Genomic DNA, 25,796 nt, shown 5'->3' with positions numbered 1-25,796 from the left:
ACTCATCCATGACAGCGACATCCACATATAATTCCAGAATATTTCATATCTATCATATAGTATGTCAGAAACTGAAGTTCCCTATCATCTGAGAACAAAATGTAGACCGGCAGGCCGTCTGCAATAGTCACCGGAAACACCAGAATAGCCGGTACAGTCGCTTTGGCGCAAGTATCGTCGGGACTACATCGTGGCAAATTCCTCACCCGAGTCGGGCAGGTACTCAATGATGCTTTGATGGGCACCAAACTCGCTAATAATCGTCTGGAGGGCGTCAACAACAGTCGCGATGTCGCGGGTGAGCTCATGCTGCCGGTACGTGCCACCGTCCTGCCCACGGTGTTCCATCTCAGATAATGTGAGATTGAGGATTTCGAAATCAGAGAGGAAACTGCGCATTCGGCGTGCGGTGCGTGGTTCCCGACCCTGGAACTCACAGAGCTCCTTATATCGTTGATAGACGATCCGAGATCGGGCAGGAGTGTCTCCCTCTGCAGCAAGCGTGGTCAGCGCATAGAGTGTGAGTTGCTCGTGTTCGGTGAGGTCGCGCATTATGTCCATGCTCTGTTGGGCCTCAAGTTTCTCCTGGGCGCGTTCGACATGGTCAGTTGTAACCGAGTCTGCGTTTTCAGTGCGGGCCAAGTCACCAGCCTTCCGGAGAAGCGTGATCGCTCGTCGGGCGTCTCCGCCATCTTGGCGGCCAAGCGCGGCACAGAGCGGAATGACTCCGTCCTCAAGCGCACCCTCGTGGAAGGCTATTTCAGCCCGCTGTTCGAGCACCTTCTGGAGTTCTTCGGTCCCGTACGGCGGGAACGATATCTCTGTCTCACAGAGTGAAGATTGTACCTTGGCATCGAGCTGTTCACGGAACGTCGAATCGTTGCTGATCCCGATGATGCCGAGCTGGATGTTGTCGATATAACCGTTGTTGTCGGCGCGGCTGATCTGGTAGAGGAACGTGTCGTCCGTGATGTGGTCAATCTCGTCGAGAACGATAATGACGCTTCCAGAGAGTTTATTGAGTTCATCCCAGAGGAGCCGGTACACTTTGGACTGAGGATGGCCAGTCTCTGCGATGTGGTTTTCGTGGTCTCGGAGGTTGTTTACGAGACTGATGGCGGCTTGATAGCTGGTACTTAGGCCATCGCAATTGAGCGTGATAACGGTAAGATTGACTTCGAAGTGGTCCGCTGACTCTCGAAGTTCATTCAGGAGAAAGTTCGTTACAGCGGTCTTCCCGACACCAGTCTTCCCGTAAATGAAGATGTTATCGGGGTACTCACCATTGATGATTGGTTGCAGTGCGGCTTCGTATTCTTCGATCTCGTTGTCCCGGCCAACGATTTCGTCCGGGACGTACTCGACTTTGAGTGTATTCCGACGTTTGTATAGTGTATCGTCCGGTTGAAAACGAGGACCCATATTGTGCCTGACTGAGACAGGCTACCACAATAATTGTTTCGACCACCGTTTCCGCTATTTCTAGTATAACCAGTACTGGGTAGCCCTTCCACTATATGAGGGACACCCCAGTATTTCCAGTGTATAACCTGCCCTCAGAGACGATGCGGTCAGAGTATGATAACAGGGGGACAGATGGCTACATGTAGCCGTCACTAACCTGTATTTGTATAGGGATCACCCCACTATTTCCAGTAAATAGAGCGTTGGAGTCAGCTGGACACACCCCACTATTTCCAGTAAATTGCGGATAGCAGCTGTTGATCTGTGGCAGCCTCTCGGAACCACTGGGTTCCAGTATTTCCAGTAACTTAGTGTTTATAAAGATTGGACACCCCAACGTTTCCAGTATATTTACGGTATGAATGTAATCGCAAGAAGAGACGGATACGGCCTCTGTTGATTATCGATACACCCTCCCCCCAGTATTTCCAGTAAAAGACAGTAAAAGAGATGCCGCGAATGAGAATGAACTATGAATATAGGAAAAGTTTATATTAGTGCCGTCATAGCTAGTCCGTAGTAGGACTGAAGACAGGTTGTTGCAGGGGCTAGTTCTAGTGAAAGAAGTCGACAGATCGTTCTGTCACACGCATCTTGCTAGTTTTAGTGGAAATAGTGGGGGGTGGGTGTGCTTTCCTGCTCACTCCTTCTTAATGTGTAATCCTATTAGTGGAAACACTGGGGTCTGACGAATGTCTGACAGTGCTCCCCAGGCGCAACCGGATCGCCGACCCTGGGAGCTTGGCTCTCCCCCGATTAACCATCCTTCCACCGATGCGATCCGCCTCAACAGAACGGACAAGCAACCCAATCGAGCCAGTTAGTTCGATGTTCCGTTGATTCGGAGTCGCACGTGCATCACCATCATCAGTGATGACTGTTCCAGCAACGGCATCTGTAACTGCCAGTGCTTGCGCCTCACCCGGATCAAGCGTCTCCAAGGGGCACTGCTCGATTTGGTGTTCCTCCGCCGATGGCTCCTTCTTCCAGCGCAGTCAATGCGTGTTCGAGATAGCGATGTGTCTCAACTCCTTCGGTGAGTTCCGTCTGGACAGCAGGGACCGCGACGAGTCGTGGCAGGTCCACTATGAGTTCGATATGATCAACCTGCGCGAAGTTCGAGAGAACAGTTGTATTGGGAACGATCGCGTTAGCAGGCGCACCTGTCATTCAAGATTCCGAGCCACGTCTATTTCATCGCGTGCAGCGTCCATGTCCTCCGGTCCAAATCGAAGTTCAACATCCTCTTCGCCAAGGATGTCTCGCATTTCGAAACGGGTAACCCCAGCAAGTCGAGCAGCAGTCCCGAGCGTAATTCGTTCCCCTTCATACAATGAGACAGCAGCCGCAACCCGTGCGTTCCCGTGTTCTTTCTCGAATGACGTAGAATTGTATTTTGTATTCCAGGCAGAGTGAGGAGAGTCAGTAGCAGTTGCTCAAGCGTGCGTGCTTGATGATGCACTTGCTGGTAACGACTCTTCTCGAGTAGAACCATGACACAAGATATCGTATCTCCGCTGAGTCGCACCGAGACGAAACTAGAGACTGTTCTCGTTCTGTCTTTTGAGCAAACCACTGATTCCCAAGTTCGGCGTGTCCGATATCTCGCCTGTCGCGGGGAAGAAATGATGTGGCGGATCGAAGAGCGTCGTTGCGGCGGTGATTGGCAGACCGTCGACACTGAACGTCTTGAAGGACTCCAATTGAACCTACCCGACCAGGCCACGAACGCAGAGCGACAGACGGACGTAGGCGTATGACCCAGCCCGCTTCGACAGCTGATCTGGACGAGCTTGTCGACACGACTGCCGCGACGCGTTCGACTGAGCAACCCTATGGTGACCATGCACAGATCTTATCGCAAGCCGACGACCAGTCCCCGCTATTGGATGTGCCCGTCGCAGTCTGTTGTCCGAACTGTGGCGAGGCAGTCACGTTGCACGAACGAGGTCTCCCGGGTGATGTCCCGTACTTCGATTCTGCATGCACCCAGTGTGATGTCGACGTACGGACGTGGTGCGCTGTTGGCATTGACGCAGCCTATCACCAGATCGTCGAACCCGCGGCTCTTACGACGATGGTCCAGCAATTCTGGGACGACTGGCTCTGGAGTGGGATCACCAACAGCAAAGGCGAACCACGTACCGACGAGTATACCGAACGGTTCGCGACAAAAAGCACAGCCTTCGGGTGGAACTGGGAGGTTACCTGTCCGCTGTGTCGACGGACACGTACTGCTCTTGAACGGGACTCAGCACTCGTCGGCGGGAATCTAGACTACCATCACTGGTCGCACAATCCTGACCAGGGAGTCTGTCTCTGTCGGGAGTGTCACAATATCATCGGCTTCGACACCTACGATACCGAACTCGAAGAGCGAGCGGAATCATGGGGGTTTGACTCTCGCCACGACCTGCAGGTCATTCGGCTTGCACTTCGAGATGCCGCGGTAACTGGTCGGCCAGTTGGAATCCGATCTACAACAGCTCTTGTCGATCGATATAATCTCCTGCACTCTCCCGAGTCAGTTCGCCAACTCCTCGAAAGTATCGGCAACAATGAGTCGCTCCGAGAGTTATTCCTTGACAAGCGGCTGGTGGCTGGCATTGACGCGAATTGCTGACGAATAGCAACGAATACTGAGTCAATCGTTGATTGCCTCGTTATCGGGGTTTCCACAATTCTATATATGGGTGCCTTGGTATCGGGATAGTTTGTTGGTTACTTAAAAAAACGAAAGTGGACATTTTGGGTGCGCTTATCGGCAGTCCGAAGACGATTTCGGAGTTACAAACACAGGGCTTCGCCAAGTCCACGCTCTACAAGCATTTGAACGAGATTCAGGAGACGGGTGCGATCGCACACACGGACGACGGATATGCTATCACCGATGACACGCTTCGGTCGTTCCTTGAAGCGAGAACCCGAACGACACCGTTCGAAACCGAATACCGCGCGAACGGCGACCGACTCGTCGCGACGAGCAAGGACACCGTCGATGGGACGTCGACCTTGTCGTTGAGGACGGACGACGTTTTTCGCACTCGCCGAATCGCTTCAGGACCTTGGATACGAGGAGCGTAGTGACTTGGAAGCGGTGTACAACCAGCTCGATCCCAGTCTTGTGCTGGAGAAGGAAGGGTTTCCGCGCTGGGATATTTTCGTGGAGGCGGTCGCCGGCCAACTCCAGTTGACGCCGGCGATGATCGAACGGTGCGACCAATCACTCGAGTACGGCAATCTTCACGTACATCTGCTCTCTCTGACCGATATCTTCGTGTTCAAATCGATTACGGAACGCGAAGGCGATCTCGAAGATGCCGCACTGATTGCCAGACAAACCGACCCCGACTGGGAGAGCATTTTCCAAGAGATCAAGACTCAGGAAGATCGCACTGGCCAATTCTTCTCGTTTGCTGTGCTCGATACTCTCGATGTCCTCAACGAGCGGCACAATATTGTTGCGCCATCACTGACCGGTTCGTCTCGTACTGCCTTGAGAACGCGTTGCTCGTCTCGCTGGAGGCCCCGAAAACAACCGAAGATCTCCGAGAAGAGCTGGAGTTCCCCGATCACCAGATCTACAACAAACTCCGGACGTTCGAAGAGGAGGGACAGATCACCGTCGACCGTAGCGGTCGGCTCAATACGTGCCAGCGAGCTGAATCAACTGACCGGTAATTTTGCACCACGATTATACTCCACGGGTTATTGACGACACGCAGACCAGAAGGAGCCTATCCCGCTGAATGCCTTCGATGGACGGTGGAGTCGACCGCTGTCAGGTTTCGATACCGCGTATCTTGAAGTCGTCTTCGTCGCCAACCTTTCCGAAGTTGATGCACAAACTGATTGTGAGAGATACCCAATTCCGACAGAGGTTTTGTGAGTGTACTGCAGCCACAGTGCGTATTTATGACGGGTCAATTACGATACTGGTGATTGAACAAGGGAGCGGGGATAGCCAATCTCAGTGTCAGCTACCGTAGCAGCAACGAGGTATGGGGTCTCGTTGTTCCTGCCTCCCGTAATTGCCTAGTAAATACTCTATAACAAAGCAGTGTCAAAACCTAGTTCGTGATATGAGTTGCGCTAATTGTGATACTGAAATCAAGGCGTACACGCTTCGGGTACACCCGAAAGAGTCCGACTCAGACATCGATATCTCGTTCTGTTCAACAGACTGTCTCGAAACGTGGGTGTAAACCACAACCTGTTTCCTGAATCCTGTTTGCCCTTGTGGACAGACCAGATACGATATCAGAGGATAGCAAATACTCCCGCTGTATCTCCACGGCGTTCTTGACAGCTGTCGGTCTAGTCAACGAAGTAGTCGATATGTGAGGACTCTGTACTGAGCGGACGAGGAAGTGACCAACCGGTATGAGAACCGTTCTATGACACCCTGACCGACGTACTTAGAGATACAGGATACCTCTCGATTAAGGCTTGAACAGTACGACTAGATATTCTTTCCCGGTGTAACTCTGGTCCAAAACTGGACTGGATTCAGCCTCGGTTAGATCAGGGAGAGACGTCGGTTTCAGGACCGTGACACAACCAGCACTAGCTCATTGTTCGTCGGGCGTCGGTGGCGTTGTTCCCTTCACCGCAACTGTTCGTGGGGTTGGACAGTCACACTCTGTTCTAAGCAGTGCCTCCTGTCCAGGTGTGGTCTGTAAGAGTGCCTCTAAATCATCTGTATACACGCCCTGCTCGGTCTCAACGGTCAACACAACCTGTTCGCCACACCGCCGACATGCGCGTCCGAGAGGGATCGCTTCTCCCATATCGTTTCTTTTGGGGAATGGAACCTAGAATGTATCGGCACCGGAGTGAAACTGATAGACTCTCCCCCAAATGACCGGAGTCCTCGCCGTTAATACCGATAATATCGGGCGATCTTGATCTGAGTTTTCGACGACACAAACAGTTATGTCCAATGCGGCTTGATTCCTCTTCACGTACAGCGTCGCAGAGTGCCCTCGGACACACACATGCCTGACAACACAGAGACCGTTGGTCAGTGTCCGGACTGTGGTGACCCCATCACAGCCGCATGGACGCTGGTTGAATACGAGAAGGCCGACGGGACAGCGGGTGTCTGGGCGGAGTGTCCGACGTGTGCGGATGTCGTCGCACCGGAGTAGGAAGTACCTCAGTACCACCGTCGCTGATAGAATCAGCCAACTCAAGACCCGGTATTGTGAAGATGCTCTCTCGAACTCACGACGCCACTCTGGAGGCGGTTCAACAACAGACAGGTATCAGACAGGTCGGAAAAGTTTTTAGACAGGCTGTTTAAAATGAAATTAATATGAATATTCGTGAGCGCGACATATCTGGGCTTCTGCCAAGCGGAATGGTCATCGGAGCAATGCTTGGACTCGTAGTAATGTGTCTCTCAGCTGCCATCCTACTCGGTGTTTTCCCATTCATTCCCGGAGTGGTAATCAGCACATTGTTGGTTGGGCTATCTTTTGCTGCCGCCGCCCAACCTACGTGAAGTCGGCCTGAGCGGCGTAGATGGATTTAAATTGATTACTTGCAGTAGTAATTCTTAGGTGACATCCTCCGCGCCGTGAACGGCGCGGCTTCCCTGCATGGGAATACCGGCTAACTACCGGCAGAGGGTTCCGACCCGACCTCTCCGAGCGTCATCTGCCGTGGTTGGCTCTGCTCGGTGGGGGTCGCGGCGCTGTCACAGGCGCTCCCATCCCGTGGGATGTCATCGCCCGCCGGTTTCAGCGGCAGGCTCTCACCCCACGGGTCGTGGCGGTCAGCGATGTTGACCGCCGCGTTGATGTCTGCGTGATACTCCGACACCCAACACTCCTCGTTCTGACACCGGAACTCATCGCCGTCCCGATGCCCGACGTGGCCGCACTCGTGACACGTCTGCGACGTGTAGGACGGCTCGACGTATTCGACCGGGATGCCAGACTCTCGCGCTTTGTCCTCAATGCGCTCCTGCAAGCGAGCGAACGCCCATGCGTGGAGGCGTCGGTTCATCCACTCGCCGTAATCGAGATGCTCGCGGATGTACGAAAGGTCTTCCAGAACGACCACAGGCTTCTCGAATCGGCAGGCGTACTCGATTGCCTGCCGAGACGCCTTCTCGATGATATCTGTGAGTGCGTTCTGGTAGTGGTCGAACCGTTCGTCAATCCGCCACTCGGCGGCGTCACGCTCTTGGAAGCGCTTGAGCGTCGTGTGCATCTCTTTGCGGAGGTGGCGAGCACGGCCACCGTTGATGAGTAGTGGGTCGGTCGGAGTGCCCTGCTCGCAGGCACAGCCCGCGAGCAGGTGTGCTTCGCCAATGTCGAAGCCGACTGGTGTTACATCGTCGTCTGTCGGTTCGTAGTTCGGTTCTTCGACCGGGAACTCGACGGTGACGTGTAGCGTCCACGACGTGCGGTGGCGTTGCAGGCGGAGTTGCCCTGCCGACGCTTCACCGTCCACGAGGTCGTGCCACAGTTCTTCTTGAGCGGGGTTGATACGGAGTGGTATCCAGAAGTTAGTGCCGCGACCGGGCTGTGGTACCCACCACGTAAACTCGTAGTCGCGTTCCGGCGAGTGGTCGAACTCAGCGGCTTGGTTGGTGAGCCGAACCGGGTGGTCGTCGTCCAACTCCTGTGCATCGTAGGTTCCGTACAGTTGTGGAACGTAGTTGCACAGGGCCGCCTTCGCCTGATACGGCAGGTCGTAGGGCGTCACCATGTCGCTGGTGGCGGTCATCGTCTCGCACCCGGCCTCGAACGCCTCGTGGAGTCCTGCGCGGTAGGTGTCGAGCAGGTCGCACAGTTTGCGCTCTTTGTGGTCTGTCGGCGGGGCGAGCGTGGCCTCCAGCGTTTTCGTGGTTGTTGCGGTCATGCTACTGGTTTTCCACGTAGTCCATCAGCACGTCGATGCTCACTTGACCGGTCGTGGCGAGGAAATATCCCGGTTGCCAGAACGCATCTTCGAGCGTCTGTTTCACCTCAGGGTACTCCTGCCGAATCCGGCGGGATGTGACGCCCTTGAGCGAGTTGATGAACTTTGTGAGGTCGGTGGTGGGTTTGGTCGTGAACAGGATGTGAACGTGGTCGGTGCCGCCGTCCACGTTCTTGATGTCGGCCTCGAAGTCCTCTGCAATCTCGTGAGCGACTTCAGCCACGCGCTCCAGCCGCTCATCGGTGAGGATGTCGGCGCGGTACTTCGTGACGGTCACGAAGTGATATTGAAGCGCGTAGACCGTGTGCGACCCGGATTGCAGGTGATACTCCATTTGGCCTAACCAAATACAAGGCACCCAATCCCAGTAACTCTTGCGCCGTTGGGTATTCGGTTGGGCAGAACCGCGTGGACTGTCGAACCGGGCTCACGCGATTCACGCCCGCCGTGAACGGCGGGATTCTCTCGCTGAATCAAGATAGCGAGTATGGGGCCGGTCTCCAGCGTCTTGTTTTTCGCTGGACGGTGGAAGCCTGCGCGACCGTTGGCAAGGCCCTGTGTCTCTCCACGAGGAGTACATAATCTCACGCATAGTCAAATCGAAACCGTCGACTGGGTGGCCACTGGACGGCAAAACGCGTGGATTACACCGAGCCGCCGTCGGTCGCTCTGGGTCATTGTTTCGGCTGCCACGCTGACAGTGATGGCAGGTGCGATTCTCGGGCCAATTGTCCCGCAAATTCAATTTGTGCTGGGCGTCTCGGAGACAGCAGCTGGACTCATCATTACGACCCACGGTGACGTCATTATTCTTGCAAGCCCGTTGATGGGGTCGGTCATTGGTCGGGTAGGGCCACGGCGACCGTTCGTGGGCAGGCTCATCATTTATCGCCTGGGCGGCGGTGGGGGCTTGTTGGTCAATCCCTTCGCCACGTTACTGCTGTCGCGAGTGGTCCTCGGGATTGGAACTGCAGTTGTCTACACCTCGATAACCGTGCTCATCTACAATCTATACGAGGGGCAGGCGATGGAACGTGCACTGGGGTATCGAAGCGGTGCCAACAGCGCTGGTGCCGCTGTCTGGCCTCTTGTCGGCGGTGCAGCGGGCACCATTGCCTGGTATCTGCCGTTCGGTGGCTCTCTCGTTGCGCTTCCACTCGGGCTGGTGGCAGTCTTGACGATTCCTAAACCGGCCGAAAGCTCGGAGTCACGCGATGCCCCGAACCCTGGGGAGACCACACCAGCCAGTCTGGGCGACCGTATGCACGCCACAGTAGCTGTCGAGACGTATGAGCGGCTCAATCAGTCTGCTGGGTTTGAGGTCCGCCAGGCGGCACAGAAGGACTTTACCAACGCTCTTGATCTGTTCGAAACGTACGACGGGCTCTCCCTTGGCGACGCAACCATTGTCGCGTACATGCAGCGAGCGGGGGTTGACTATCTGTATTCGTTCGATGATGACTTTGACGTGATTGAGGATATCGCTCGACTGGCGACGCCGGACAATCCGTTTCAGTAAATCGCCTCGGGGTCAAGCCCGAGGCTTTCGTGTTACATCCTATTCTACGCCTCACTGGAAGCAGGAGGGACGTACTGCGACGCATCGTCGAGGTGCGCCGCCAGTGTTTCAAGAAATCGCGCGGCGTCAGCACCGTCGACCACTCGATGGTCGAAACTCAAACTGGCTGTCAGCTGCCGGTGAAGGGTCACGTCCTCATCGACAGCAACGGCAGGTTCATTGATACGACCAAGTCCCAGGAGTGCAACTTCGGGCGGATTGATGACTGGATTGAACGAGTCTACGCCGAGCGGACCAAGGTTCGATATCGTGAACGTTCCGCCCTTGAACGTACTCATCGTGTAGTCGCCCGCCTGTACCCGCTCCGTTAGACGCTGGCGCTCGGTTGCCACCTCGCTCAGAGACAGCGATCCGATGTCTGCCACAACAGGAGTGACGAGGCCGCCCTCGATTGTGATGGCGACGCCGACGTTTTGTTCCTCATAGAGGCGATGGGTCCCGTCCTCGAAAGTGGCGTTGAACGCCGGATGGGCCGCCAGCGTGTCTGAGAGCGCACAGAGGACGATGTCAGTCACCGTCGGGTCCACGTTCTCGACTGCCTTTCCGGCGTCATCGGCAGCGGACAGCAGCTCCTCAGCATCGATAGTCCGGTTGACCGTCACGTGGACGGCCTCCTGGTAGCTCTCTTGGAGCCGGTTGGCGATGGTCTTGCGCATCGGCGTGAGCGACCGCTCTTCGCGGACGGTCCGCTCAGCGGGTCCGTCCTCGCTCATGGTTGGGTGGTCCCCGTCATGGTGCTATCCAGGCGAGCGTGTCGCCGACTGCGAACTCGTCGTCTTCGCCACAGATGATCTCTGTTAGCGTCCCGTCCGTCGGTGCAAACACGTCCACACTGACCTTATCAATCTGGACTTCACAGAGACTCGCTCCTTCGTCGATGCTCGCTCCTTCGCGTGCGAACCAGTTGACGACGACCCCTTCGTCACTGTCGGCGTCGTCTGGCCAGTCATCGAGCGTTACCGCGACGCGGTCCGTGGGATCGCTCATTGGGTCCGTTCGACCGCCGCAGCGATATCTTCGGCATCCGGGACGACCTCCTGTTCAAGCGGGCGCGAGTAGGGAATCGGAACGTCTGGCAGGGCAACCCGTTCAACAGCATTGAGCGCGGCCAACGACTCGTCGGCGACGCTGGCGACGATTTCGCCCGTCACGCCGTAGGAGCGATAGTCCTCGTCGACGACCACGAGATTCCCCGTCTTCTCGACGGACTTGACGATGGTTTCGGTGTCAAGCGGCACCAGCGAGCGCAGGTCAACGACTTCCGCGCTGATACCGTCCTCGGCCAGCGTTTCGGCCGCATCTAGGGCCCGGTGGACGTGCAGGCCGAGCGTGACGATAGTTGCATCCTCGCCTTCGCGTTTTATATCGGCGCTTCCGAAGGGGATGGTGTAGTCCTCCTCTGGAACGGGTGTCTTGGGCCCGTCGGGCGCGGGAAGCCAGCCGATCCCCATCAGGCGCTTGTGGAACATGTACACGACGGGATCGTCGTCGCGGATGGCGTTGTGCATCAGTCCCTTGGCGTCGAACGCCGTTGACGGGACAACCACCTTCATACCAGGGACATGGGCGAACGTCCCATAGAGCGTCTGGGAGTGTTGGGCGGCGTCGTTGTAGGTGCCCCCGACGGCGGCGGTCAGGACCATCGGCACGGAGACGTTCCCGCCGCTCATGTAGGTGTTCTTGGCCATCTGGTTGTATATCTGGTCCATCGCGACACCGAAGAAATCGACAAACATCAGTTCCGCGATGGGGCGCATCCCCTCTTGTGCGGCGCCGACCGCCGCACCGAGGTAGGCCGTCTCGCTAATCGGGACGTCCATTACGCGGTCATAGCCGAATTCGTCGCGCAACCCCTCCGTGGAGTCGAAGATGCCGCCGTAGTCGGCGACGTCCTCACCCATATAGAAGACCTCCTCGTTGTCGCGCATTTCGTCGGCGATGGCCTCGACCATCGCTCTGCTCATCGTCAGGTCGCGGTCGATTCGCTGGGTTTGTTTCGACATCAGTCGTCACCTCCTGCGAGGTCGTACTCGGGCTCGCTGTCGGTCACGCCACTGGGCGGGTTCACCCACATGTCCTCGTACGCGTCCTCGGGGTCAGGTTCGGGCTGTGACTTGGCCCACTCGATAGCCTCCTCGACGGCGCTCTGTGCCTCGTCACGCAGGTCTTCGATAGTCTCGTCATCGATGCCGTGAGCGCGGAGATCATCTTCAAGCCGCTCAATTGAGTCCCGCTGCTGGGCGGCCGTTTGATCATCCTCTGGGCGGTAGCTCTCCGGGTCACCCATGAAGTGACCCATCCGACGGTGGACTTGTATCTCCAGGACCGTCGGGCCGTTGCGGTCACGGGCGCGGCCAATGGCCTCGCCAGCGGCCTCGTAGACGGCGATGGCGTCGTCTTCGTCGACGCGGACGCCGGGCATCTCGAAGCCGTCGGCGCGCTTGGCACCGTTCTGTACGTCTGTGATCCGTTCTTTTGGCATGCTGATAGCCCAGTCGTTGTCTTCGATGACGAAGACGACGGGCAAGTCATGGACGGCGGCGAAGTTTAGTGATTCGAGGAACGCGCCTTGGTCGATGGCGCCCTCGCCGAGGAACGCGACGCCGACGCTGTCGGTGTTGCGCTTTTTCGCCGCCAGTCCCGCACCTGCGGCGGGCGGACACCCCTCCGCGATGATACCGCTACAGGCGAACCCGGCTTCGGGATCAAACAGGTGCATGTGTCCGCCTTTCCCCTTGCCGAGGCCGTTCTCGCGACCGAATATTTCGGCGGTCATCCGTTTCAGATCGACGCCCTTCGCGATGGCGATATGGTGGGGTCGGTGCGGGGCTGTCACTGTGTCGTCGTCTCGGAGGTGCTGACAGACGCCTGCACCTGATGCCTCGTGACCGGCTGCGAGGTGTAACTCGCCAGGGATCGGTCCTGCCGAGATATCGAAGGCAGGCTGCTTGCCTTCCAGATACTCCTCCTGTAACCGCTCCTCGTAGTGACGCGCCGTCACCATGTCGCGGTACATTTCTTGTAGGTCGTTAACTGGTACCATAGAATCCACCCAAATGATGGTCTACGTACTATTTAATCATGAGGGTAATCCCATTTCAGATCAGGCCCGGATTGACAAAGAGCGCGTCCATGTCCCGCGACCACTGCTCTATTTGTGGGGCAGTCAGGTACGACTGGTGCTGACTCGTACTGTAGGGGGATCGATCTCGTTGGTTTGTCTCTGTGGGACCGGCGCTAGCCGAAAAATTAGTTCGACGGATGCGGGTTCGAGACGAGAGTGTTTCGTCACACCTATTGTGAACGACTGGATTGCTGTGGTCGCTCCGTTCGTGTTACGACCACTCATTACATGCCTCTGGTGTGTCAGGTCGCTCTGTGGGTTGGTCGTCAGGCTCGGCCGCTGTGTCGAGAGTCGTACAGCGTGTCTCGATGTCTTCGAGTGCTCGGTTGTATGTTTCAGTCAGTTCTGCTGGGAGTGTGTCTCGGTCAAGGACCTGGAGTTCTTCGAGTGCGGTCCTCGCGTCGGCACGGTCGGACATGTGCTAACCAACATTTCTCGGGAACTTGGCGGTTGTGTTGGTTAGCTCTGAGTGACGGGATTGAGTCTGCAGACAGCAGCACTATCCTTCTTCCAGCGGCTGGTCGAGAATGTCGAAGATATCGACAGCCTTGAACTCTTGATACCGCTCCTTCCCCGTTGTTTCGGTCAGGACATCCTGTGCCTCGAGTTCCTGAATCGCGTTCCGTGCTGTCTGTGATGTCACATCCAGTAGTTCGGCGACGTCGTTGGTGGTCACGTATGGCTGCTTGAACAGGCGCATCGCCAGCCGGTCGGCGGCTGTTTTTTCGTGGCCATAGGTTCGCTCGTACTCTCGACGGAGAGTCCGAAGATCATTCGTCCGTGCGACTGCCTCGGCAGCTTGCGACCGAATGCCCTCAACGAAGAATTCCAACCAAGGCTCCCAGGCTCCCGTTTCGCTGACTGTTCGCATCCGGTCGGCATACTCGATTTTGTTGCGGTTGAAATACGCACTCGGATATAGATACGGCTGCGTGAGGTAGCCGTTTTGAATCAGCTGCAACGTGATGAGAATGCGTCCTAAACGGCCGTTCCCATCCTCGAAGGGATGTATCGTCTCGAACTGATAGTGGACGAGCCCGAACTGGACGAGATCGTGATACTCGCTGGTTGTGTTGCAGTACTCGACGAGATTCGTCATCAACTCCGGAATTTTGTCCGGTGCCGGCGGGACGAATGGTTCTTGGAACGACGAGGCTGCCGGGAGATTGATCGGCTTTGGACGGAATTCCCCGGGGTACTCACAGTGGCCACGCACGTCCTCAATCAGTAACTCGTGGAGGTCCTGTAACAGTCCAAGAGTGATCTGATCACCCTCGGTGAGCCGAGTCGCACCTTCGGTGATTGTCCGCTCGTAATTGAGTGCCTCCTGGACATCTTTCCGAGTGGTTCCGCTGTCGGCGAGCTCCTGGGACCGGAATACGTCCTCGATATCGATATCTGCACCCTCAAGCACCACCGATTCGACGGCTTCGCGACGGACCATCGTCGTGTACAGGAGGGGATTGGCCTCCGTCTCGTCGCCGATCCCTTCCAGCCGCCCGAGCTGATAGATTGCATCCTGTAGCAACTGCTGGAACTCTGCATCGAACTCAAGATCATGTGCCGGTGGTAGTGGATCTGGCAGATAGTACGGTCGGCGCCCGAAGGGAACGTACTCCCCAGGTGCTTTATTCGGAAGACTGTTGCCCGCCATTTTGTTTGCAGTTATCGTATTCGGGCTAAGGCAAAAACACCTGTGGTGTATTTTAGTTAGATGGGTAGCTCTCCGACATCTTTATATATGCGGAAAACCGGACACCAGCTCTAACCCAAATTGGGGATGGGTGCCCTAGGAAGGGTTTGTGATTGGGACTTGCCGTCACACCCGTTGTGAACGACTGAACTGCTCTGGTCGCTCCGTTTGTGTTACGACCACGCACTCCACTCCTGAAAACAGGGGGCCGCTTCCGGTTCCTGCAGCTAGCAGACAGCGGCGTCAGCGGCGGCAGGGCACGTGCCACCGCGTCCAACAGCGTAGGGTCAGTGCTGATTTCCGTCCTATTCGATGCGTGTCACAGGGTTAGGGTGATGACTCCACCACAACGGGTGTGACGCCACCCGTCGCGGCTTTGTGGTCGCTGTTCTCCAAGAGGTCAAGGCCGACGTAGCGTTTCTCAAGTAGCCCTTCCGCTGTTGCCATATCCATCGCGAGGAGCTCGGTCTTGGTCTGGTCCCGGCCGACCTGCCGCGTTTTCTCGACGATGTCGCTGCCGCCAATCTCGATGAGTTTCTCCCAGACGCGCTTGATCGTCTGGCGATGCGGGTCCTTCCCGAGTTCGGCGGTCAGGGCCGTCTGCAGGTCGGTTTTGGTCATGAACACGCCGCTGCCGTCGGTTCGCTTCGTGGCAAATTCGGGCCAGCGCTTGGCGACGGTGATGGCGCGGTAGGTGTTCTGGCGGTTCGACCGCTCGACGAACATGGTCTTGATATTGGACTGGCGACAGTTCGCGAAGAAGTCCAGCGGCGAGCTGCTGGGCTCGATGCCCTCGGGTAGTTGCTCGGCGTCTTCCTGATGGTCGGTGTCGGCTTCGAGTTGCTGGGCTTTGGCGATGGCGCTCTTGGCGACGTCGTGGGTCGCCTCCTGCTGGGTTTCGAGGTCGTCGAGACGGTGGTCATTCGTGGCGGCGTTGCCGACCGCCGTGGTGGCAACGTCGTGGGTCTGTTCGACGTCGTCCTCCAGGTCGTCGACGCGTTCCTGGAGGTCCTCGATGGTCCCGACCAGCAGCTCAAGAACACTCGAAACGGGGGGTGCCACTTCGTCGTCGAGGGCACTGACGAGCGACTGGAGGGTGTCGATGTCCGCCCCCTCTTGGCCGATATCCATCCCGAGTTCGTCGGCAAGTGATTGGTCGGTGGCTGTGCTGTCGGTCTCGCTGTCTTCGGTGGATTGTCGTGGCATCGTGACCACAGCGCCCGTCCCCGGAATCGAACCGGGCAGTGCTGACCACAGCACGGGCTATCGGTGACGTAGCTGGCACTATCTGGGTGTGGTTGGTGGCGCGTGGTACGCCTCTCCCGTCTAGTGATTTAGCGTCGTGGCAACGCGCAGACAGCGGCCAGTATTACTCATGAACTGCCGTCTCCTGGACCAGTGTGGCACTGGGCTCACTGGTAACAGGGCCTCTCGCTGGTGTCAGAGTCACAGTCGCAATTGACACTGCAATGGGTGCCGTCGCCGGTCATCCTTCGACCACCGCCCGGCGCTCGATGACGACATCATGTGCGTAGTCACCGCGACGGTACTGGTCGTAGTAGTTCCCGATGGTGGGGAAGTCGGCCGTCCACTCGGTGTAGTGTTCGAGATCACCGACCATGTAGCGGAGTCGCCACAGGTGGGCCTGTGCGGGCGCTGTGTCGGTCTCCGTCGTGGCGGGGGCATCGGCTTTGGCCATTACCGAACCCCTCCTGTGGCCGGCTCGCTGCCCTGTGTGGCTGGCTGGTCACGCTGGCGGAGCTCGGCGACGGGGACACGGAAGGTCATGAGGTCCTCAGCTCGCCGGATGGCCGTGGTCAGCTCCTGGCGGCGCTGGCGGTCGCCGGCCGTGGCGTCGAGGCGCTGGATGGTTTCGGCGGCGAGGTCGGCCAGCAGGACGCCAGTAACCTCGTCGCCGGCCTCGTCGACGGCGGTGACGAGCAGGGGTGGCTCACTGTCGAGTTCGGTCAGGACGACGACGTCGCCGACAGCAGGAGTGGTCATCGGGCCACCTCCCGCTGACGTGTCTTCGGTCTCGTGTTGTCTGACCAACCAATAAACTGAGATATAGTATCAAAATTGTTTTGTATTGCAATTACATACCAGTCGGATAGGTGCTGGTCTCCGCTCCATCTCCCTATGGATCCACCCCAATTCATCGATTGGCTCGGGACCAGGACCTGTCGTCGTGGATGACGACTCCCGATGGTGTGGTGCACGCCACTCCCCCCCGGCTGCCCACCATTCTGCTGCTTGAACTCCGGTAGTTGTGTCTGTGGACCGCTTTCGGACTGCTGTTCGTGTGGATCGACTACATCGTGAGAGTGAGCGAAACCACCAGACTACGACTGGATACCACAAGCGCTTTTATACACTCCCGTATCGGCTCCACATGGGATCCGTGCCCTGTCTGCTCCCGGAGACACCACCCATCCTATAGGTTGTTTCGGGGCCGGACCCCAGTTTTCGGGGTGCCGTGCGCTGTATTCAGAACAGATAATGAGCCGAAAATTACAATTATGATGGCTAACTAATCTGACAGTGCAGGCACAAAGTAGTCCACTTTGTCCTGAACAATTGTCAGAGGCACGCGACGCAGTCCGCCGTTGCGGGCGACGGCGGACTGTCTCACAGATTGCGCTATTGGTAATTCCCCGGTAACAACTATTATTTATGAGCTTTGCGTTTATTTTGGTAGGGTACCAGTCGGTCATCACCTGCCCAGTGATCACGTGCCTCTGACAACACCGGCCGACTGTGTTCCCAGTTTTACCCGCTGAGCGACGGAACTGCGTGGGTCGGCGCGTCATTACTGCGCACCCCCATCGGCGGCGGGCCGGGGCAACTCACACAGCCCTGCAAGTGTTTCCGCGTGGTGTTGGAGTGCCTGTCTGCCAGCGTCAGTCAGCGTATACACATTGGTGCGGGCGTCGAGGGCGTCGCGGTTGATGAGGTCTTGTTCAACGAGCTGGTCGAGGTTCTGGTAGAGGCGGCTGTGGTTGACCGGGTCGGCGTAGCGCTCGTCGAGGTAGTCCTTGAGCGCGAGGCCGTAGGGGTCGTCGTCGACGGCGGCGATGGCCTCCAGGAGGTCGCGCTGGAAGCCCGTCAGCTCGTGATAGGTCGTCATTGGTCCCCTCCCGGCTCGCTGGTGTCGGTGTCGACGCGCCGGAGCGTCGCTGGCTGGGGCTGGTAACAGTCGCCCTGCACCAGAAGGTCCAGCAGCACCGTCATCGCCCGCTGGGCCCCGTACTCGCAGGCGAGCGTGTCCAGTACGTCGCCGGCGGGTGCGCCCTGGCCGTCCTCGCGGGTGGCGATAACCTCAAGCGCGTGGCTGCGGATTGCGGGCTCGGCATGGGTCCCGACGACGAAGCCGTCCGTGTTCCGGAGGTAGGTGCTGACAGCGTCCAGCAGTTCGAGTTCCTCGTCAGCGAGGGCAGGTTCGGCGGCCTGCAGGACGGTGTCAAGTCGGGTGGCCGCCGCCGTGTGTGAGGGGATGGTGGTGCCGCCGTCGGTGGCGACCAGGTCGTGGCCGGTGACGATAGCCAGCGAGCGGGCGGCCTGGGTGATGGCGTCCTGGCCGCGGTCGGTCAGGGCGTAGGTTCCGTCAGTGGTGGTGACAAGGTCGTTCGCTTCGAGGGTGTCGAGGCTGTCCGTGACGCGGGCATCGTCGAGCGCGGCCTCGCGCCGGGTTTCGACGGCGATCTGGAGGGCGTCGGCGGTGGCCTCGCGGTCGTAGTGGTCGTGGTCGGCAATCGCTTTCAGGAGATCCCGCTGGAGGGCGGTGCAAGTGTGCCAGGCGGTCATTGGTTGCCTCCCTGCGTGGGCATGGCTGCTGGGTTGGGCAGTTGGCTGATAAGGCTGGGGCGACCGCGTGGGCGAAAGTCGATTTTCGCGCGCCGATTTTCGTCTGTGGGTCGCTGTGGGGCGTTCGTGGGCCGCTCAGGCGATGGGCGAATGATGGGCGAATGTGAGCGACCGGGCTGCCGTCTGGCGGTTTTCGATGGGCGAATATGTGGGCGAAAGTGCGCTGGCGAGCGATGCGACTCTTCGTGGGTGGGCTTGCCGGTTGTCATGGGTTCGACGGGACGCCGTTGATTGCTGTGGGCGTCGCCTATCTCTTGCTTCGGAGTGGTGGGTTTTAGTCTTTGCCCCGTAGCAAGAGATACACTCATCATAACTAATGACAGGGGCGGATGTATCGCTAGTACAGTGACAGAGAAGCCGGGTCCAGACCCGACGGCCGACAGGAAATCTATACTGGAGGCAATAGTCTTAGCACATTCTCCGGTGCTTGGGACTAGTGATATTGCTGAAAGGACTGGTGTGAGCCGCCAAGCTGTCGATCAGCGGTTGCGGAGAATGGAGGAAGATGGACTTGTCGATACGCGAAAGATTGGACGCGCCCGTGTGTGGTGGATCACGAACAAGGGGCGGGTCTATCTCGATCCTGAGGAAGACTCTGGGATCCAGTAGACGACGGCACTACTCCCAACTTTTGTACGATGGAGCTGTCCTTGGTTATCGAGTTGGTTGAGTCGTTGTCTCGCTCTCTCTGTAGATAGTGAAACAGCATCTGCGATGTCTCCAGTCGTCACGAACGGGGGCTCTACTGATTCAATGATTTGCATAATTTCCTCATCAGTAGCCTTGGGATCCGGTCCACGAGTCGACATTGTTTGTGTTTGCAACTATCTTGCTCCGAAGCAATAGTTTTTTGGTTGCCCGGAACAACAGTATTAGATAGGAACACACGCGCTGCTGGTCGATTTCTTACGAAATCGCCCCGGTGCTAGTACACCGAGGCGCGTGGTTCCAGGAAGAACCAATGGCAACTACGCAATCCAATCCACAAGAACGTACCGCACGCGAACTACTCACCCAAGGTCGACCGCTCTTCCTTGGTGTCGACGGCGACGGTGCAGCGCACTATTGGGACAGCTACGAGTTCGCCGTGGCTGTCGTCGAGGCTGACGGTAAAGCAGAGAAGGTCGTGTTGGCAGAGACGCCCTTCGAGACGCTTGCAGAGTGGTGTGAGTACACACGTGGGGAGCGTGGCTGGGATGTTGGGCCATATGTTGGCGGCTCGCTCGTCGGCGATCTCGTGCGAGGTGTTGAAGCGTGAGCTCGCTCCGCTGCACGGTCGAGAACCGGAAGCGTGTCCAGCGTGCCGCCCGTGCCCTCCGGGAAACTGTGCCGACCGTTCTGGTTGAGACAACGCCGCCGGTTCGCTCAGAACACGACGCCTGGACGCTTGATGCCGTGCTTCGAGACACCGAGGGTGTCCCGCCTGAGGTGCTTCGGGAGCTCGCACTGGCTGGACTGACGTTGCAGCCGACGCCCGCCCAGAACGAGCATCAACACGTCGTGGCGACAGCCTGAGCGAGACAGCGATACCTCTACTTTTTGCTGAATCGTGTGTGTTTTTTCATGGGTCGCGGTGATTTCGAGACTACTCCTGACAGTTTGCGACCCCGCGCCGGGACCTAGTGAGGCAGACCCCACGATGGCGCGAGTAAGCTCAAGACTGGCTAGGTACGTGTCTCGCGTGTGACACGCTCAGAGAGCCAGTCAAGCACGGGATAGCCGTCGGTTGTAACCCATGGCCCGCCGAAATCAAACCCAGACATACTCTCTGTGGCGGCTTCTCCAGTCATCTCGTCTACGGAAAGCCCGTTTGACGTGGGGCTGCCGGCCGACGCTGACTGGCCAGCGGTGTCAGCGTTCCAGTAGACATCCTCAACCGGGCCATTCTCGTAGTTTCGACCGACAGCGCCACCCACACGCTCTTCGCCGCTAACAGTCGCGGCACTAAAGGAGGAAGCGACCCGACCGGGTGCATAGTTCGTTCCTACCAGTCCGCCGACCTCCGATTCGCCTCGGATGCTGCCGAAGACTGCTGAGTTTGTTAGGTTTCCAATGCTGTTGCCGGCGAGACCGCCAACGTTGTGTTCACCAACAACTGTGGCATTCACTTCGACGGCGGATATCTCGCCAATCCGGTAGTTGGCATTCGGCTCGGCAACAACGCCAGCGACACCGCCGACACGCCACTCTCCATGAACACTCCCTGTAACCGTAACCTGCGTGATCGTACCACTTGAGGTGCTGGCTATGCCTCCGACATTCTCATGTCCACGGACGGAGACATTTCGAAGATGAATTCGCTTGATTGTGCCTCCGTTGAGTGTCCTGACGAGCCCACCGGCGCTGCCCGACCGATGAACGGTAAGTCCACGAACTGTGTGGCCGTTCCCGTCGAGCGTTCCAGAGAAACGTGGTGTCGGGTCGAACCCAGTCCGCCACGTTGCGTCAATATCCGAGACGAGTTCATAATTCGCATCAGAGTCGACGCCGATGCACTCGAGCTGATGGAGTGTCTCGATCTGGTACGGATTGCTATCGGACCCATCGCCGCCTGCAAACGAAACGGCAACGCATTGATCTAGAGCATTAGAGCCCGGCATGAGCCTAGTTGGTGGGGTGTGCATTTTCTGTTCGATATACTCCCAGTCGTCAAAGCCATCGCTGGAAGCGGCTTCTGAGGTGTAGCTGTAGTGATCCGAGGGAGCGTTGTAGTTCAGTACACTCGGGTATTCGTCAAACGGAACATCAGTGCTGTCGATGCCATGGTATACATCAGGCATTAGGCCCAACGAGTGCCCAAGTTCGTGTATGAACGTGGTCCCCATGCGTGTGTCGTCGACGGTCCCCGACACGTGTACCGACCCCGGAGAGCCGCCACCATCGACAGAAGGTGAGATAGAACTCCGGTCAACCAAAATCGCGTAATGATATGCCTGCCCGCGGTGGTCAAAATACTTCTCTTCGTATTCGTCTGTTCTCATACCACCAAGCGTACGAGTGTAGGGAACCTGGTCACTCCTTACGAGATGAAGGTCGATCCCGTTCGTTCCATTCGGATTTGACACCGGTGCATTAGCGAACTTGGACTTGATGAGTGCTCGCTCCTCGTCAGGGAGCGAGTAGCTCTTCATGTAGTCAATTTCGACGTAAATATCCTTGTGCAGTGGATTCGCGTTTGGATAAACCTCGCTGTGGACCTCCCAGCCATCGAGAAGGTTGTCCCCATCAGTGTCCCGAACAGTGGGATTCGTACCATGCTCAATTTCAGCACTGTCTATGAGCCCATCGTTGTCCGTATCGCGGCTACGTGGACTTGTCTCACGCTCCAATTCAGTGGGATCAGCAAGCCAATCATTGTCCGTATCTGCTGAGGTTGGGTCCGTTTTGAGCTCAGTCACCTCACGATGATCATTGAGACCGTCACCGTCTGTATCAGCCTTGTCTGGGTCCGTTCCGAGTTCGGCTTCACGCCGGTCATTCAGCCCGTCATCATCGGAGTCTACCGATGTCGGTGTTACTGTCGATGTAGCAGCAGTGACTTCGGTATCGCGTTCCGGTTCTTCAGTTGGGCTATCGCTTACTTCAGTCGACTCCGGCCGGGTTGGCTCAGTCTGGTCTATTCCGCCAAGACCCGAGCACCCAGAAAGCAACATAAGGATTGCCAACACAATTGCGATCACTTGGCCCGAATCCATGATACGTTGTCACTTTACGAAGAGAATAAATCTACCGACATGCACCACTACAGGCGCTTAAAAGAGACTTCAACATGATATAGAACGAAGAAGTATCAATTCTATATGTATTTATGATGATTACAATCGCCCATTGGAACCGCCAACTGCTGATCCCACACCATGACCTCACAGTCCTGGTCAAGTAGGGTCCACCCATACGCCTGCCCCTTGCTGTCGTCGGTGATCTTGCCCGGAGTATTGAGTCATGAGCTTCACTGTGGAAGAACGCAAGCGGGTGCGGCGGGCTGCAAGAGCGATTCGAGACGAGGTGGCGACCGAGTCGGTCGACGTGCTTGCACCGAGTGCGAGTCAGTACGATGAATGGACGCTCGATGCTGTGTTGCGTAATTCTGAAGGTATTCCGCCGGAGATACTTCGAGAGTTAGCGCTCGCTGGATTGACACTACAGCCGACGCCGTCGCAAGCGGAGTATCAGCACGTGGCAGCGACAGTGTAGGTTGAATAGAGCGTTAACAAACAAAGGGTGTATAGGACCCATAATTGTTGGTTATCTATCCTAACTCCACTTCCTGACAGCCATCTATTGCTCGGGTATTTTCCTGCAACAGTTGCTCAATAAGCAGGAACAAACCCGTGGCATTATATATCATAGACTTGATTCAGGTTTTAAGTGGCACATGATCCAATGGTCGGATAAATTAGGATACTACTCAGAAATAGAGATGTCCGTTGTTGCTTCAGCAACGGGGTAGGGCGTCATCGATAGGATAGAAATTTGTTCTGTCTCTACGGGGAGACCAAGTGACCGATCTGTGCTTGCTGTAAGGCTAATACTATTCGTCGTGCCCGGTTGAACTGATGTCTCTTCGAATCCACCAGGAACTCCGTCCACAGCTGTTTTTAGGGTAAATTCATCAACAAGTGCATCACCGACTGTTAGATCATACGATAGATCTTCCCATACTAATTGTTCCGAGTCAACTTCTCCGTTAGCAGTGAAGTTCGATATCGAGAATTCAGGAACTGGGAGGGTGACGAGCCGGAAAAGTTCTTGGGTTACTCCAGTAAGTTCCATACGGTATGGATTCCCACCGTGATATGCTGACGGGAGTATTTCACTAGGTATTCGAATTCCGGCGTTAGAGTCGACAGCGAGGTCCGAGTCGCTCCCGATCTCAAATCGTATCTGTTCAGTTGGCGTAGGAATTGACTGAATAAATCCATGGCTCACTGACGAGGCATCAATCGTATCCGGAAGGGGGATATGGATCTCATCAGATACTATTTCTCCGTGGAGAATTTGTTTCTGCTCGTTAATGAGATCGCTGGGCACCTCCCTCGGATCATACGGTGTTGTATCAGGGAGTGTTTCTGGCCATAATTGTGGGTAAATTGTGAATTTTTCAATTGGGGACCGTCCTCCGGGTTCAAGGGGTTCCCCTACATCTAAGAAGACATTCGTATGTTCTCCTGGTCCATACTGGGTTCTCCATGTCTCTTTATCTAGGAACTCGATATGAACTGCCGGATAAGTTCGACCGGATTTATTCGTGAGGTCCATCTGTAAAAATTCGGGATTATCCTCTTCAACATATACATCTCCTGTAATCCCGTATTCTGCAAACCCGTATCCAGCTAATTTTGGCTTTGAACGGGAGGGGGTACTAGTTTCCTGTGAGCTAGTGGTGCTTTGGGGAGTGTTTTGATTAGAATTTATTTTGGTTGGATTATCAGGCTCTGAACTCGTACTGGAGCAACCGCTCAGTCCTGAAAAAAGACCAATCCCTAATCCTTTAATGATCCGACGGCGCCTCTTATTCGTCATGTGTAGTAATTATTGTGAGCAGTAATTAATGCTTTATGCTAATTTCATTACTATTTAATCTATTTTTGATCATGTTAAGTTAGTAATGACACGGTGTCAAACAAATGAGGTTTTTGCACACCTCAGATTTTGAGAAACCTACCTGCTTTGACACGCATTGTAGCTATGCACCCACGAATCATCAAGGATAACCTATGGTATTTTTTCATAAATTTGTTTTAGACTGTCCCACTTGATCTCATACGTGTTATCAATATCAGGGGAGTACCCTAGTTTACCTTCTGTATAGTGGTGCTTTCGTGGAATGGGTATAATCCCGAAACGTTTCTCTGTATTTGCGGGATGGTGGAGTGATTCTTCAGTTGAACGAAATGACTCAATCGATTCTCCAGGCTCTGTATTCCAAGGGTGAAAATTCTCTTCCTCTATATCTTCCTGAATAGTAAGCTTAGCAGGATACGAATTCCCACCTACTATGAAACCAAACTTAGTCCACCGTGGAATTTGAACTTCTGTTTCTTTTTCTCCTAAGTGCTTAAAACGAATTGTAAATAGAATCCATTGTGTATCCTGCGGGGCCTTGTAGACATGATCAGATACCTCAGGATCAACGATTTCTCTAACCGGATACACTCGTCGAGGCCAGATCTCAAGATTTCCAATTTCAACGAGTGAGCCTCCAGAAACTGTTTTAGGCGTAACTGTCTCCGTAGCTGAAGAGGTATTATCATCACTCGACATACATCCAGTGAGCAGCCCGAAACCGCTGAGAGTGCCCGTTGAAAGCACTTGCCGGCGGGTATATTTGTGCATGACTTAGCAAGGATTACGATGAGATATTGTATAAATATGGCTACTGGAGTTATTTAATAATAGCAATAACTAGTTGATTGAGATTGTTATTGAGGAGGCCCGAGCACACTGATGTAACATGGCATAGTAACGATGAACAGTCACAGAATTTGGGGGGGGGGGGAATATGTGGATTTCGAGGGGCAGCTCGTTAATCAGACCAGAAACTCTGCGCAGGGGATATCCTAGATGACGATCGGTTGCTCTACCAACGGACGGAGGACAAGCAAGTGCGGCACATGCTTGATTATGTGAGTGGTCCCGACAACATCATGAACCTTAATGAAGACGTACGGCCTCCGCCCCCATCGTCCGAGACCGGCGGTTGATCCGCCACGCCGAGACCTGTGCTGACTCTACCCTCTGCATCTATTATATCTTTCTTGATAGATGTCGGTTTGGTCAACGTGTTGAATAATGTGTGGTTACCCTGTACTGACCGTTCCGAACGTGAACTACTCACCCAAGGCCGACCGCTCTTCCTTGGTATCGACGGCGAAGTTGCTGCCAACTATCGAGAACAAGAGTGGGGTACCGAATCTTTTGAGATCTTATTATCTTCAGTCGAGCACAGGCTTTGGTTCTTAGTACGGTTAGCTACAAGATGGGACCTGTATCCACGTCTTACCTGATTGTGCATCCGTTCTAGTTTAGTGGAGAATTCTGTCGCTGTCTGCTGATTAGATATCGTCGCAACTACCCGGTTGAGGAACCCGGTGGGAAGTGTGTACTCTCCACCGGACTCGGTAGTTGTTGACCGAATT

28 protein-coding genes and 1 pseudogene are annotated in these 25,796 nt (G+C 55.9%); 9 read left to right on the top strand and 20 right to left on the bottom strand.

What is annotated here, in order from left to right; genetic code table 11:
* Positions 1-183 precede the first annotated feature (183 nt).
* The 3 genes and pseudogenes from D3D01_RS18085 to D3D01_RS18075 form a co-directional block, all read right to left on the bottom strand.
* Positions 184-1,422, bottom strand: a complete 1,239-nt coding sequence (locus D3D01_RS18085; RefSeq protein WP_121513207.1) for an orc1/cdc6 family replication initiation protein — start codon at positions 1,420-1,422, stop codon at positions 184-186.
* Between the two features lie 969 nt (positions 1,423-2,391).
* Positions 2,392-2,634 (bottom strand): hypothetical protein, encoded by a 243-nt coding sequence (locus D3D01_RS24620; RefSeq protein ID WP_233563486.1) that lies wholly within the window; start codon positions 2,632-2,634, stop codon positions 2,392-2,394.
* Positions 2,631-2,834: pseudogene (locus D3D01_RS18075) on the bottom strand (UPF0175 family protein); the annotation flags it as partial. The pseudogene D3D01_RS18075 and the gene D3D01_RS24620, both read right to left, overlap by 4 nt.
* A 386-nt stretch (positions 2,835-3,220) precedes the next feature.
* On the opposite strand from D3D01_RS18075, the gene D3D01_RS18070 reads away from it, so the two are divergent.
* From D3D01_RS18070 to D3D01_RS24215, 4 genes are all read left to right on the top strand, one after another.
* Complete coding sequence (locus D3D01_RS18070; protein WP_121513205.1) at positions 3,221-4,087, top strand: hypothetical protein; 867 nt, start codon at positions 3,221-3,223, stop codon at positions 4,085-4,087.
* A 116-nt stretch (positions 4,088-4,203) separates the two neighbouring features.
* Complete coding sequence (locus tag D3D01_RS18065; protein WP_121513204.1) at positions 4,204-4,548, top strand: hypothetical protein; 345 nt, start codon at positions 4,204-4,206, stop codon at positions 4,546-4,548.
* A gap of 4 nt (positions 4,549-4,552) precedes the next feature.
* A complete protein-coding gene (locus tag D3D01_RS23520) occupies positions 4,553-5,179 on the top strand; it encodes a hypothetical protein (protein WP_147439947.1) in 627 nt (208 codons plus the stop codon).
* Positions 5,180-6,461: 1,282 nt separating this feature from the next.
* Positions 6,462-6,614 carry a hypothetical protein gene (locus tag D3D01_RS24215; protein ID WP_199725433.1) on the top strand — a complete coding sequence of 51 codons (153 nt, stop codon included), beginning with the start codon at positions 6,462-6,464 and terminating at the stop codon, positions 6,612-6,614.
* A 466-nt stretch (positions 6,615-7,080) separates the two neighbouring features.
* Here the strand turns inward: D3D01_RS24215 and D3D01_RS18050 are convergent, their stop codons facing one another.
* Together D3D01_RS18050 and tnpA are read right to left on the bottom strand one after the other, a co-directional pair.
* Positions 7,081-8,337 (bottom strand): RNA-guided endonuclease TnpB family protein, encoded by a 1,257-nt coding sequence (locus D3D01_RS18050; RefSeq protein ID WP_121513201.1) that lies wholly within the window; start codon positions 8,335-8,337, stop codon positions 7,081-7,083.
* Between the two features lies 1 nt (position 8,338).
* Complete coding sequence (gene tnpA, locus D3D01_RS18045; protein ID WP_011324109.1) at positions 8,339-8,731, bottom strand: IS200/IS605-like element ISNph5 family transposase; 393 nt, start codon at positions 8,729-8,731, stop codon at positions 8,339-8,341.
* 153 nt (positions 8,732-8,884) lie between these two features.
* Between tnpA and D3D01_RS24615 the strand changes: the two genes are divergently transcribed.
* Entirely contained in the window at positions 8,885-9,916 is a 1,032-nt protein-coding gene (locus D3D01_RS24615) for an MFS transporter (RefSeq protein WP_255410440.1), read from the top strand.
* Positions 9,917-9,960: 44 nt separating this feature from the next.
* Here D3D01_RS24615 and D3D01_RS18030 read toward each other — a convergent pair whose 3' ends face one another.
* The 11 genes from D3D01_RS18030 to D3D01_RS17980 form a co-directional block, all read right to left on the bottom strand.
* Entirely contained in the window at positions 9,961-10,689 is a 729-nt protein-coding gene (locus tag D3D01_RS18030) for a 2-oxo acid dehydrogenase subunit E2 (RefSeq protein WP_121513200.1), read from the bottom strand.
* Between the two features lie 16 nt (positions 10,690-10,705).
* The gene (locus D3D01_RS18025; RefSeq protein WP_121513199.1) at positions 10,706-10,963 is read right to left on the bottom strand and encodes a lipoyl domain-containing protein; all 258 of its coding nucleotides are present in this window, start codon (positions 10,961-10,963) and stop codon (positions 10,706-10,708) included.
* Complete coding sequence (locus tag D3D01_RS18020; protein WP_121513198.1) at positions 10,960-11,979, bottom strand: alpha-ketoacid dehydrogenase subunit beta; 1,020 nt, start codon at positions 11,977-11,979, stop codon at positions 10,960-10,962. Before D3D01_RS18020 ends, D3D01_RS18025 begins: the two co-directional genes overlap by 4 nt.
* Positions 11,979-12,992: a thiamine pyrophosphate-dependent dehydrogenase E1 component subunit alpha gene (locus tag D3D01_RS18015; RefSeq protein WP_121513197.1), complete on the bottom strand. Its 1,014-nt coding sequence runs from the start codon at positions 12,990-12,992 to the stop codon at positions 11,979-11,981. The genes D3D01_RS18020 and D3D01_RS18015 overlap by 1 nt, the downstream gene beginning before the upstream one ends.
* 319 nt (positions 12,993-13,311) lie before the next feature.
* Positions 13,312-13,518, bottom strand: a complete 207-nt coding sequence (locus tag D3D01_RS18010; RefSeq protein WP_121513196.1) for a hypothetical protein — start codon at positions 13,516-13,518, stop codon at positions 13,312-13,314.
* Between the two features lie 81 nt (positions 13,519-13,599).
* Complete coding sequence (locus tag D3D01_RS18005) at positions 13,600-14,754, bottom strand: Fic family protein (RefSeq protein ID WP_121513195.1); 1,155 nt, start codon at positions 14,752-14,754, stop codon at positions 13,600-13,602.
* A 366-nt stretch (positions 14,755-15,120) separates the two neighbouring features.
* Positions 15,121-15,999: a hypothetical protein gene (locus tag D3D01_RS18000; RefSeq protein ID WP_121513194.1), complete on the bottom strand. Its 879-nt coding sequence runs from the start codon at positions 15,997-15,999 to the stop codon at positions 15,121-15,123.
* Between the two features lie 280 nt (positions 16,000-16,279).
* A complete protein-coding gene (locus D3D01_RS17995; protein ID WP_121513193.1) occupies positions 16,280-16,492 on the bottom strand; it encodes a hypothetical protein in 213 nt (70 codons plus the stop codon).
* Positions 16,492-16,797, bottom strand: coding sequence for a hypothetical protein (locus tag D3D01_RS17990; RefSeq protein WP_121513261.1), 306 nt, complete (start codon positions 16,795-16,797; stop codon positions 16,492-16,494). Before D3D01_RS17990 ends, D3D01_RS17995 begins: the two co-directional genes overlap by 1 nt.
* Before the next feature lie 805 nt (positions 16,798-17,602).
* Entirely contained in the window at positions 17,603-17,920 is a 318-nt protein-coding gene (locus tag D3D01_RS17985) for a PadR family transcriptional regulator (RefSeq protein WP_121513192.1), read from the bottom strand.
* On the bottom strand, positions 17,917-18,597 hold the full coding sequence (locus D3D01_RS17980) for a transcriptional regulator (RefSeq protein WP_121513191.1): 681 nt from the start codon (positions 18,595-18,597) through the stop codon (positions 17,917-17,919). The genes D3D01_RS17985 and D3D01_RS17980 overlap by 4 nt, the downstream gene beginning before the upstream one ends.
* Positions 18,598-18,921: 324 nt before the next feature.
* On the opposite strand from D3D01_RS17980, the gene D3D01_RS17975 reads away from it, so the two are divergent.
* Positions 18,922-19,266 carry a winged helix-turn-helix domain-containing protein gene (locus tag D3D01_RS17975; RefSeq protein WP_342764844.1) on the top strand — a complete coding sequence of 115 codons (345 nt, stop codon included), beginning with the start codon at positions 18,922-18,924 and terminating at the stop codon, positions 19,264-19,266.
* Here the strand turns inward: D3D01_RS17975 and D3D01_RS25065 are convergent.
* Complete coding sequence (locus D3D01_RS25065) at positions 19,230-19,421, bottom strand: FaeA/PapI family transcriptional regulator (RefSeq protein ID WP_158600502.1); 192 nt, start codon at positions 19,419-19,421, stop codon at positions 19,230-19,232. The two genes, D3D01_RS17975 and D3D01_RS25065, sit on opposite strands and share 37 nt — an antisense overlap.
* Before the next feature lie 197 nt (positions 19,422-19,618).
* On the opposite strand from D3D01_RS25065, the gene D3D01_RS17965 reads away from it, so the two are divergent.
* Complete coding sequence (locus D3D01_RS17965; RefSeq protein WP_121513188.1) at positions 19,619-19,915, top strand: hypothetical protein; 297 nt, start codon at positions 19,619-19,621, stop codon at positions 19,913-19,915.
* The gene (locus D3D01_RS17960) at positions 19,912-20,172 is read left to right on the top strand and encodes a hypothetical protein (RefSeq protein ID WP_121513187.1); all 261 of its coding nucleotides are present in this window, start codon (positions 19,912-19,914) and stop codon (positions 20,170-20,172) included. The genes D3D01_RS17965 and D3D01_RS17960 overlap by 4 nt, the downstream gene beginning before the upstream one ends.
* Positions 20,173-20,321: 149 nt before the next feature.
* Here the strand turns inward: D3D01_RS17960 and D3D01_RS17955 are convergent, their stop codons facing one another.
* Positions 20,322-22,352: a hypothetical protein gene (locus D3D01_RS17955; RefSeq protein ID WP_121513186.1), complete on the bottom strand. Its 2,031-nt coding sequence runs from the start codon at positions 22,350-22,352 to the stop codon at positions 20,322-20,324.
* Between the two features lie 247 nt (positions 22,353-22,599).
* Between D3D01_RS17955 and D3D01_RS17950 the strand changes: the two genes are divergently transcribed.
* Positions 22,600-22,851: a hypothetical protein gene (locus D3D01_RS17950; RefSeq protein ID WP_121513185.1), complete on the top strand. Its 252-nt coding sequence runs from the start codon at positions 22,600-22,602 to the stop codon at positions 22,849-22,851.
* Positions 22,852-23,061: 210 nt separating this feature from the next.
* On the opposite strand, the gene D3D01_RS23515 is transcribed toward D3D01_RS17950, so the two are convergent.
* Positions 23,062-24,180, bottom strand: a complete 1,119-nt coding sequence (locus tag D3D01_RS23515) for a hypothetical protein (protein ID WP_147435163.1) — start codon at positions 24,178-24,180, stop codon at positions 23,062-23,064.
* 192 nt (positions 24,181-24,372) lie between these two features.
* Complete coding sequence (locus D3D01_RS23510) at positions 24,373-24,921, bottom strand: hypothetical protein (RefSeq protein WP_147439946.1); 549 nt, start codon at positions 24,919-24,921, stop codon at positions 24,373-24,375.
* Positions 24,922-25,796 lie beyond the last annotated feature (875 nt).

The organism is Haloarcula sp. Atlit-7R (assembly GCF_003666065.1).
GTDB lineage: Archaea > Halobacteriota > Halobacteria > Halobacteriales > Haloarculaceae > Haloarcula > Haloarcula taiwanensis.
This window is presented reverse-complemented; position numbering and strand designations above follow the sequence as displayed.

Excerpts from the sequence above, each read along its gene's own strand:
- D3D01_RS18030 (WP_121513200.1), bottom strand. The coding sequence starts at position 10,689 with ATGAGCGAGGACGGACCCGCTGAGCGGACCGTCCGCGAAGAGCGGTCG.
- D3D01_RS17980 (WP_121513191.1), bottom strand. The coding sequence starts at position 18,597 with ATGACCGCCTGGCACACTTGCACCGCCCTCCAGCGGGATCTCCTGAAA.
- D3D01_RS17995 (WP_121513193.1), bottom strand. The coding sequence starts at position 16,492 with ATGGCCAAAGCCGATGCCCCCGCCACGACGGAGACCGACACAGCGCCC.
- D3D01_RS18020 (WP_121513198.1), bottom strand. The coding sequence starts at position 11,979 with ATGTCGAAACAAACCCAGCGAATCGACCGCGACCTGACGATGAGCAGA.
- D3D01_RS17955 (WP_121513186.1), bottom strand. The coding sequence starts at position 22,352 with ATGGATTCGGGCCAAGTGATCGCAATTGTGTTGGCAATCCTTATGTTG.
- D3D01_RS25065 (WP_158600502.1), bottom strand. The coding sequence starts at position 19,421 with ATGCAAATCATTGAATCAGTAGAGCCCCCGTTCGTGACGACTGGAGAC.
- D3D01_RS23515 (WP_147435163.1), bottom strand. The coding sequence starts at position 24,180 with ATGACGAATAAGAGGCGCCGTCGGATCATTAAAGGATTAGGGATTGGT.
- D3D01_RS18070 (WP_121513205.1), top strand. The coding sequence starts at position 3,221 with ATGACCCAGCCCGCTTCGACAGCTGATCTGGACGAGCTTGTCGACACG.
- D3D01_RS24215 (WP_199725433.1), top strand. The coding sequence starts at position 6,462 with ATGCCTGACAACACAGAGACCGTTGGTCAGTGTCCGGACTGTGGTGAC.
- D3D01_RS17965 (WP_121513188.1), top strand. The coding sequence starts at position 19,619 with ATGGCAACTACGCAATCCAATCCACAAGAACGTACCGCACGCGAACTA.
- D3D01_RS18000 (WP_121513194.1), bottom strand. The coding sequence starts at position 15,999 with ATGCCACGACAATCCACCGAAGACAGCGAGACCGACAGCACAGCCACC.
- D3D01_RS18010 (WP_121513196.1), bottom strand. The coding sequence starts at position 13,518 with ATGTCCGACCGTGCCGACGCGAGGACCGCACTCGAAGAACTCCAGGTC.
- D3D01_RS17990 (WP_121513261.1), bottom strand. The coding sequence starts at position 16,797 with ATGACCACTCCTGCTGTCGGCGACGTCGTCGTCCTGACCGAACTCGAC.
- tnpA (WP_011324109.1), bottom strand. The coding sequence starts at position 8,731 with ATGGAGTATCACCTGCAATCCGGGTCGCACACGGTCTACGCGCTTCAA.
- D3D01_RS17985 (WP_121513192.1), bottom strand. The coding sequence starts at position 17,920 with ATGACGACCTATCACGAGCTGACGGGCTTCCAGCGCGACCTCCTGGAG.
- D3D01_RS23510 (WP_147439946.1), bottom strand. The coding sequence starts at position 24,921 with ATGTCGAGTGATGATAATACCTCTTCAGCTACGGAGACAGTTACGCCT.
- D3D01_RS24615 (WP_255410440.1), top strand. The coding sequence starts at position 8,885 with ATGGGGCCGGTCTCCAGCGTCTTGTTTTTCGCTGGACGGTGGAAGCCT.
- D3D01_RS18050 (WP_121513201.1), bottom strand. The coding sequence starts at position 8,337 with ATGACCGCAACAACCACGAAAACGCTGGAGGCCACGCTCGCCCCGCCG.
- D3D01_RS18085 (WP_121513207.1), bottom strand. The coding sequence starts at position 1,422 with ATGGGTCCTCGTTTTCAACCGGACGATACACTATACAAACGTCGGAAT.
- D3D01_RS18015 (WP_121513197.1), bottom strand. The coding sequence starts at position 12,992 with ATGTACCGCGACATGGTGACGGCGCGTCACTACGAGGAGCGGTTACAG.
- D3D01_RS17950 (WP_121513185.1), top strand. The coding sequence starts at position 22,600 with ATGAGCTTCACTGTGGAAGAACGCAAGCGGGTGCGGCGGGCTGCAAGA.
- D3D01_RS18025 (WP_121513199.1), bottom strand. The coding sequence starts at position 10,963 with ATGAGCGATCCCACGGACCGCGTCGCGGTAACGCTCGATGACTGGCCA.
- D3D01_RS24620 (WP_233563486.1), bottom strand. The coding sequence starts at position 2,634 with ATGACAGGTGCGCCTGCTAACGCGATCGTTCCCAATACAACTGTTCTC.
- D3D01_RS18005 (WP_121513195.1), bottom strand. The coding sequence starts at position 14,754 with ATGGCGGGCAACAGTCTTCCGAATAAAGCACCTGGGGAGTACGTTCCC.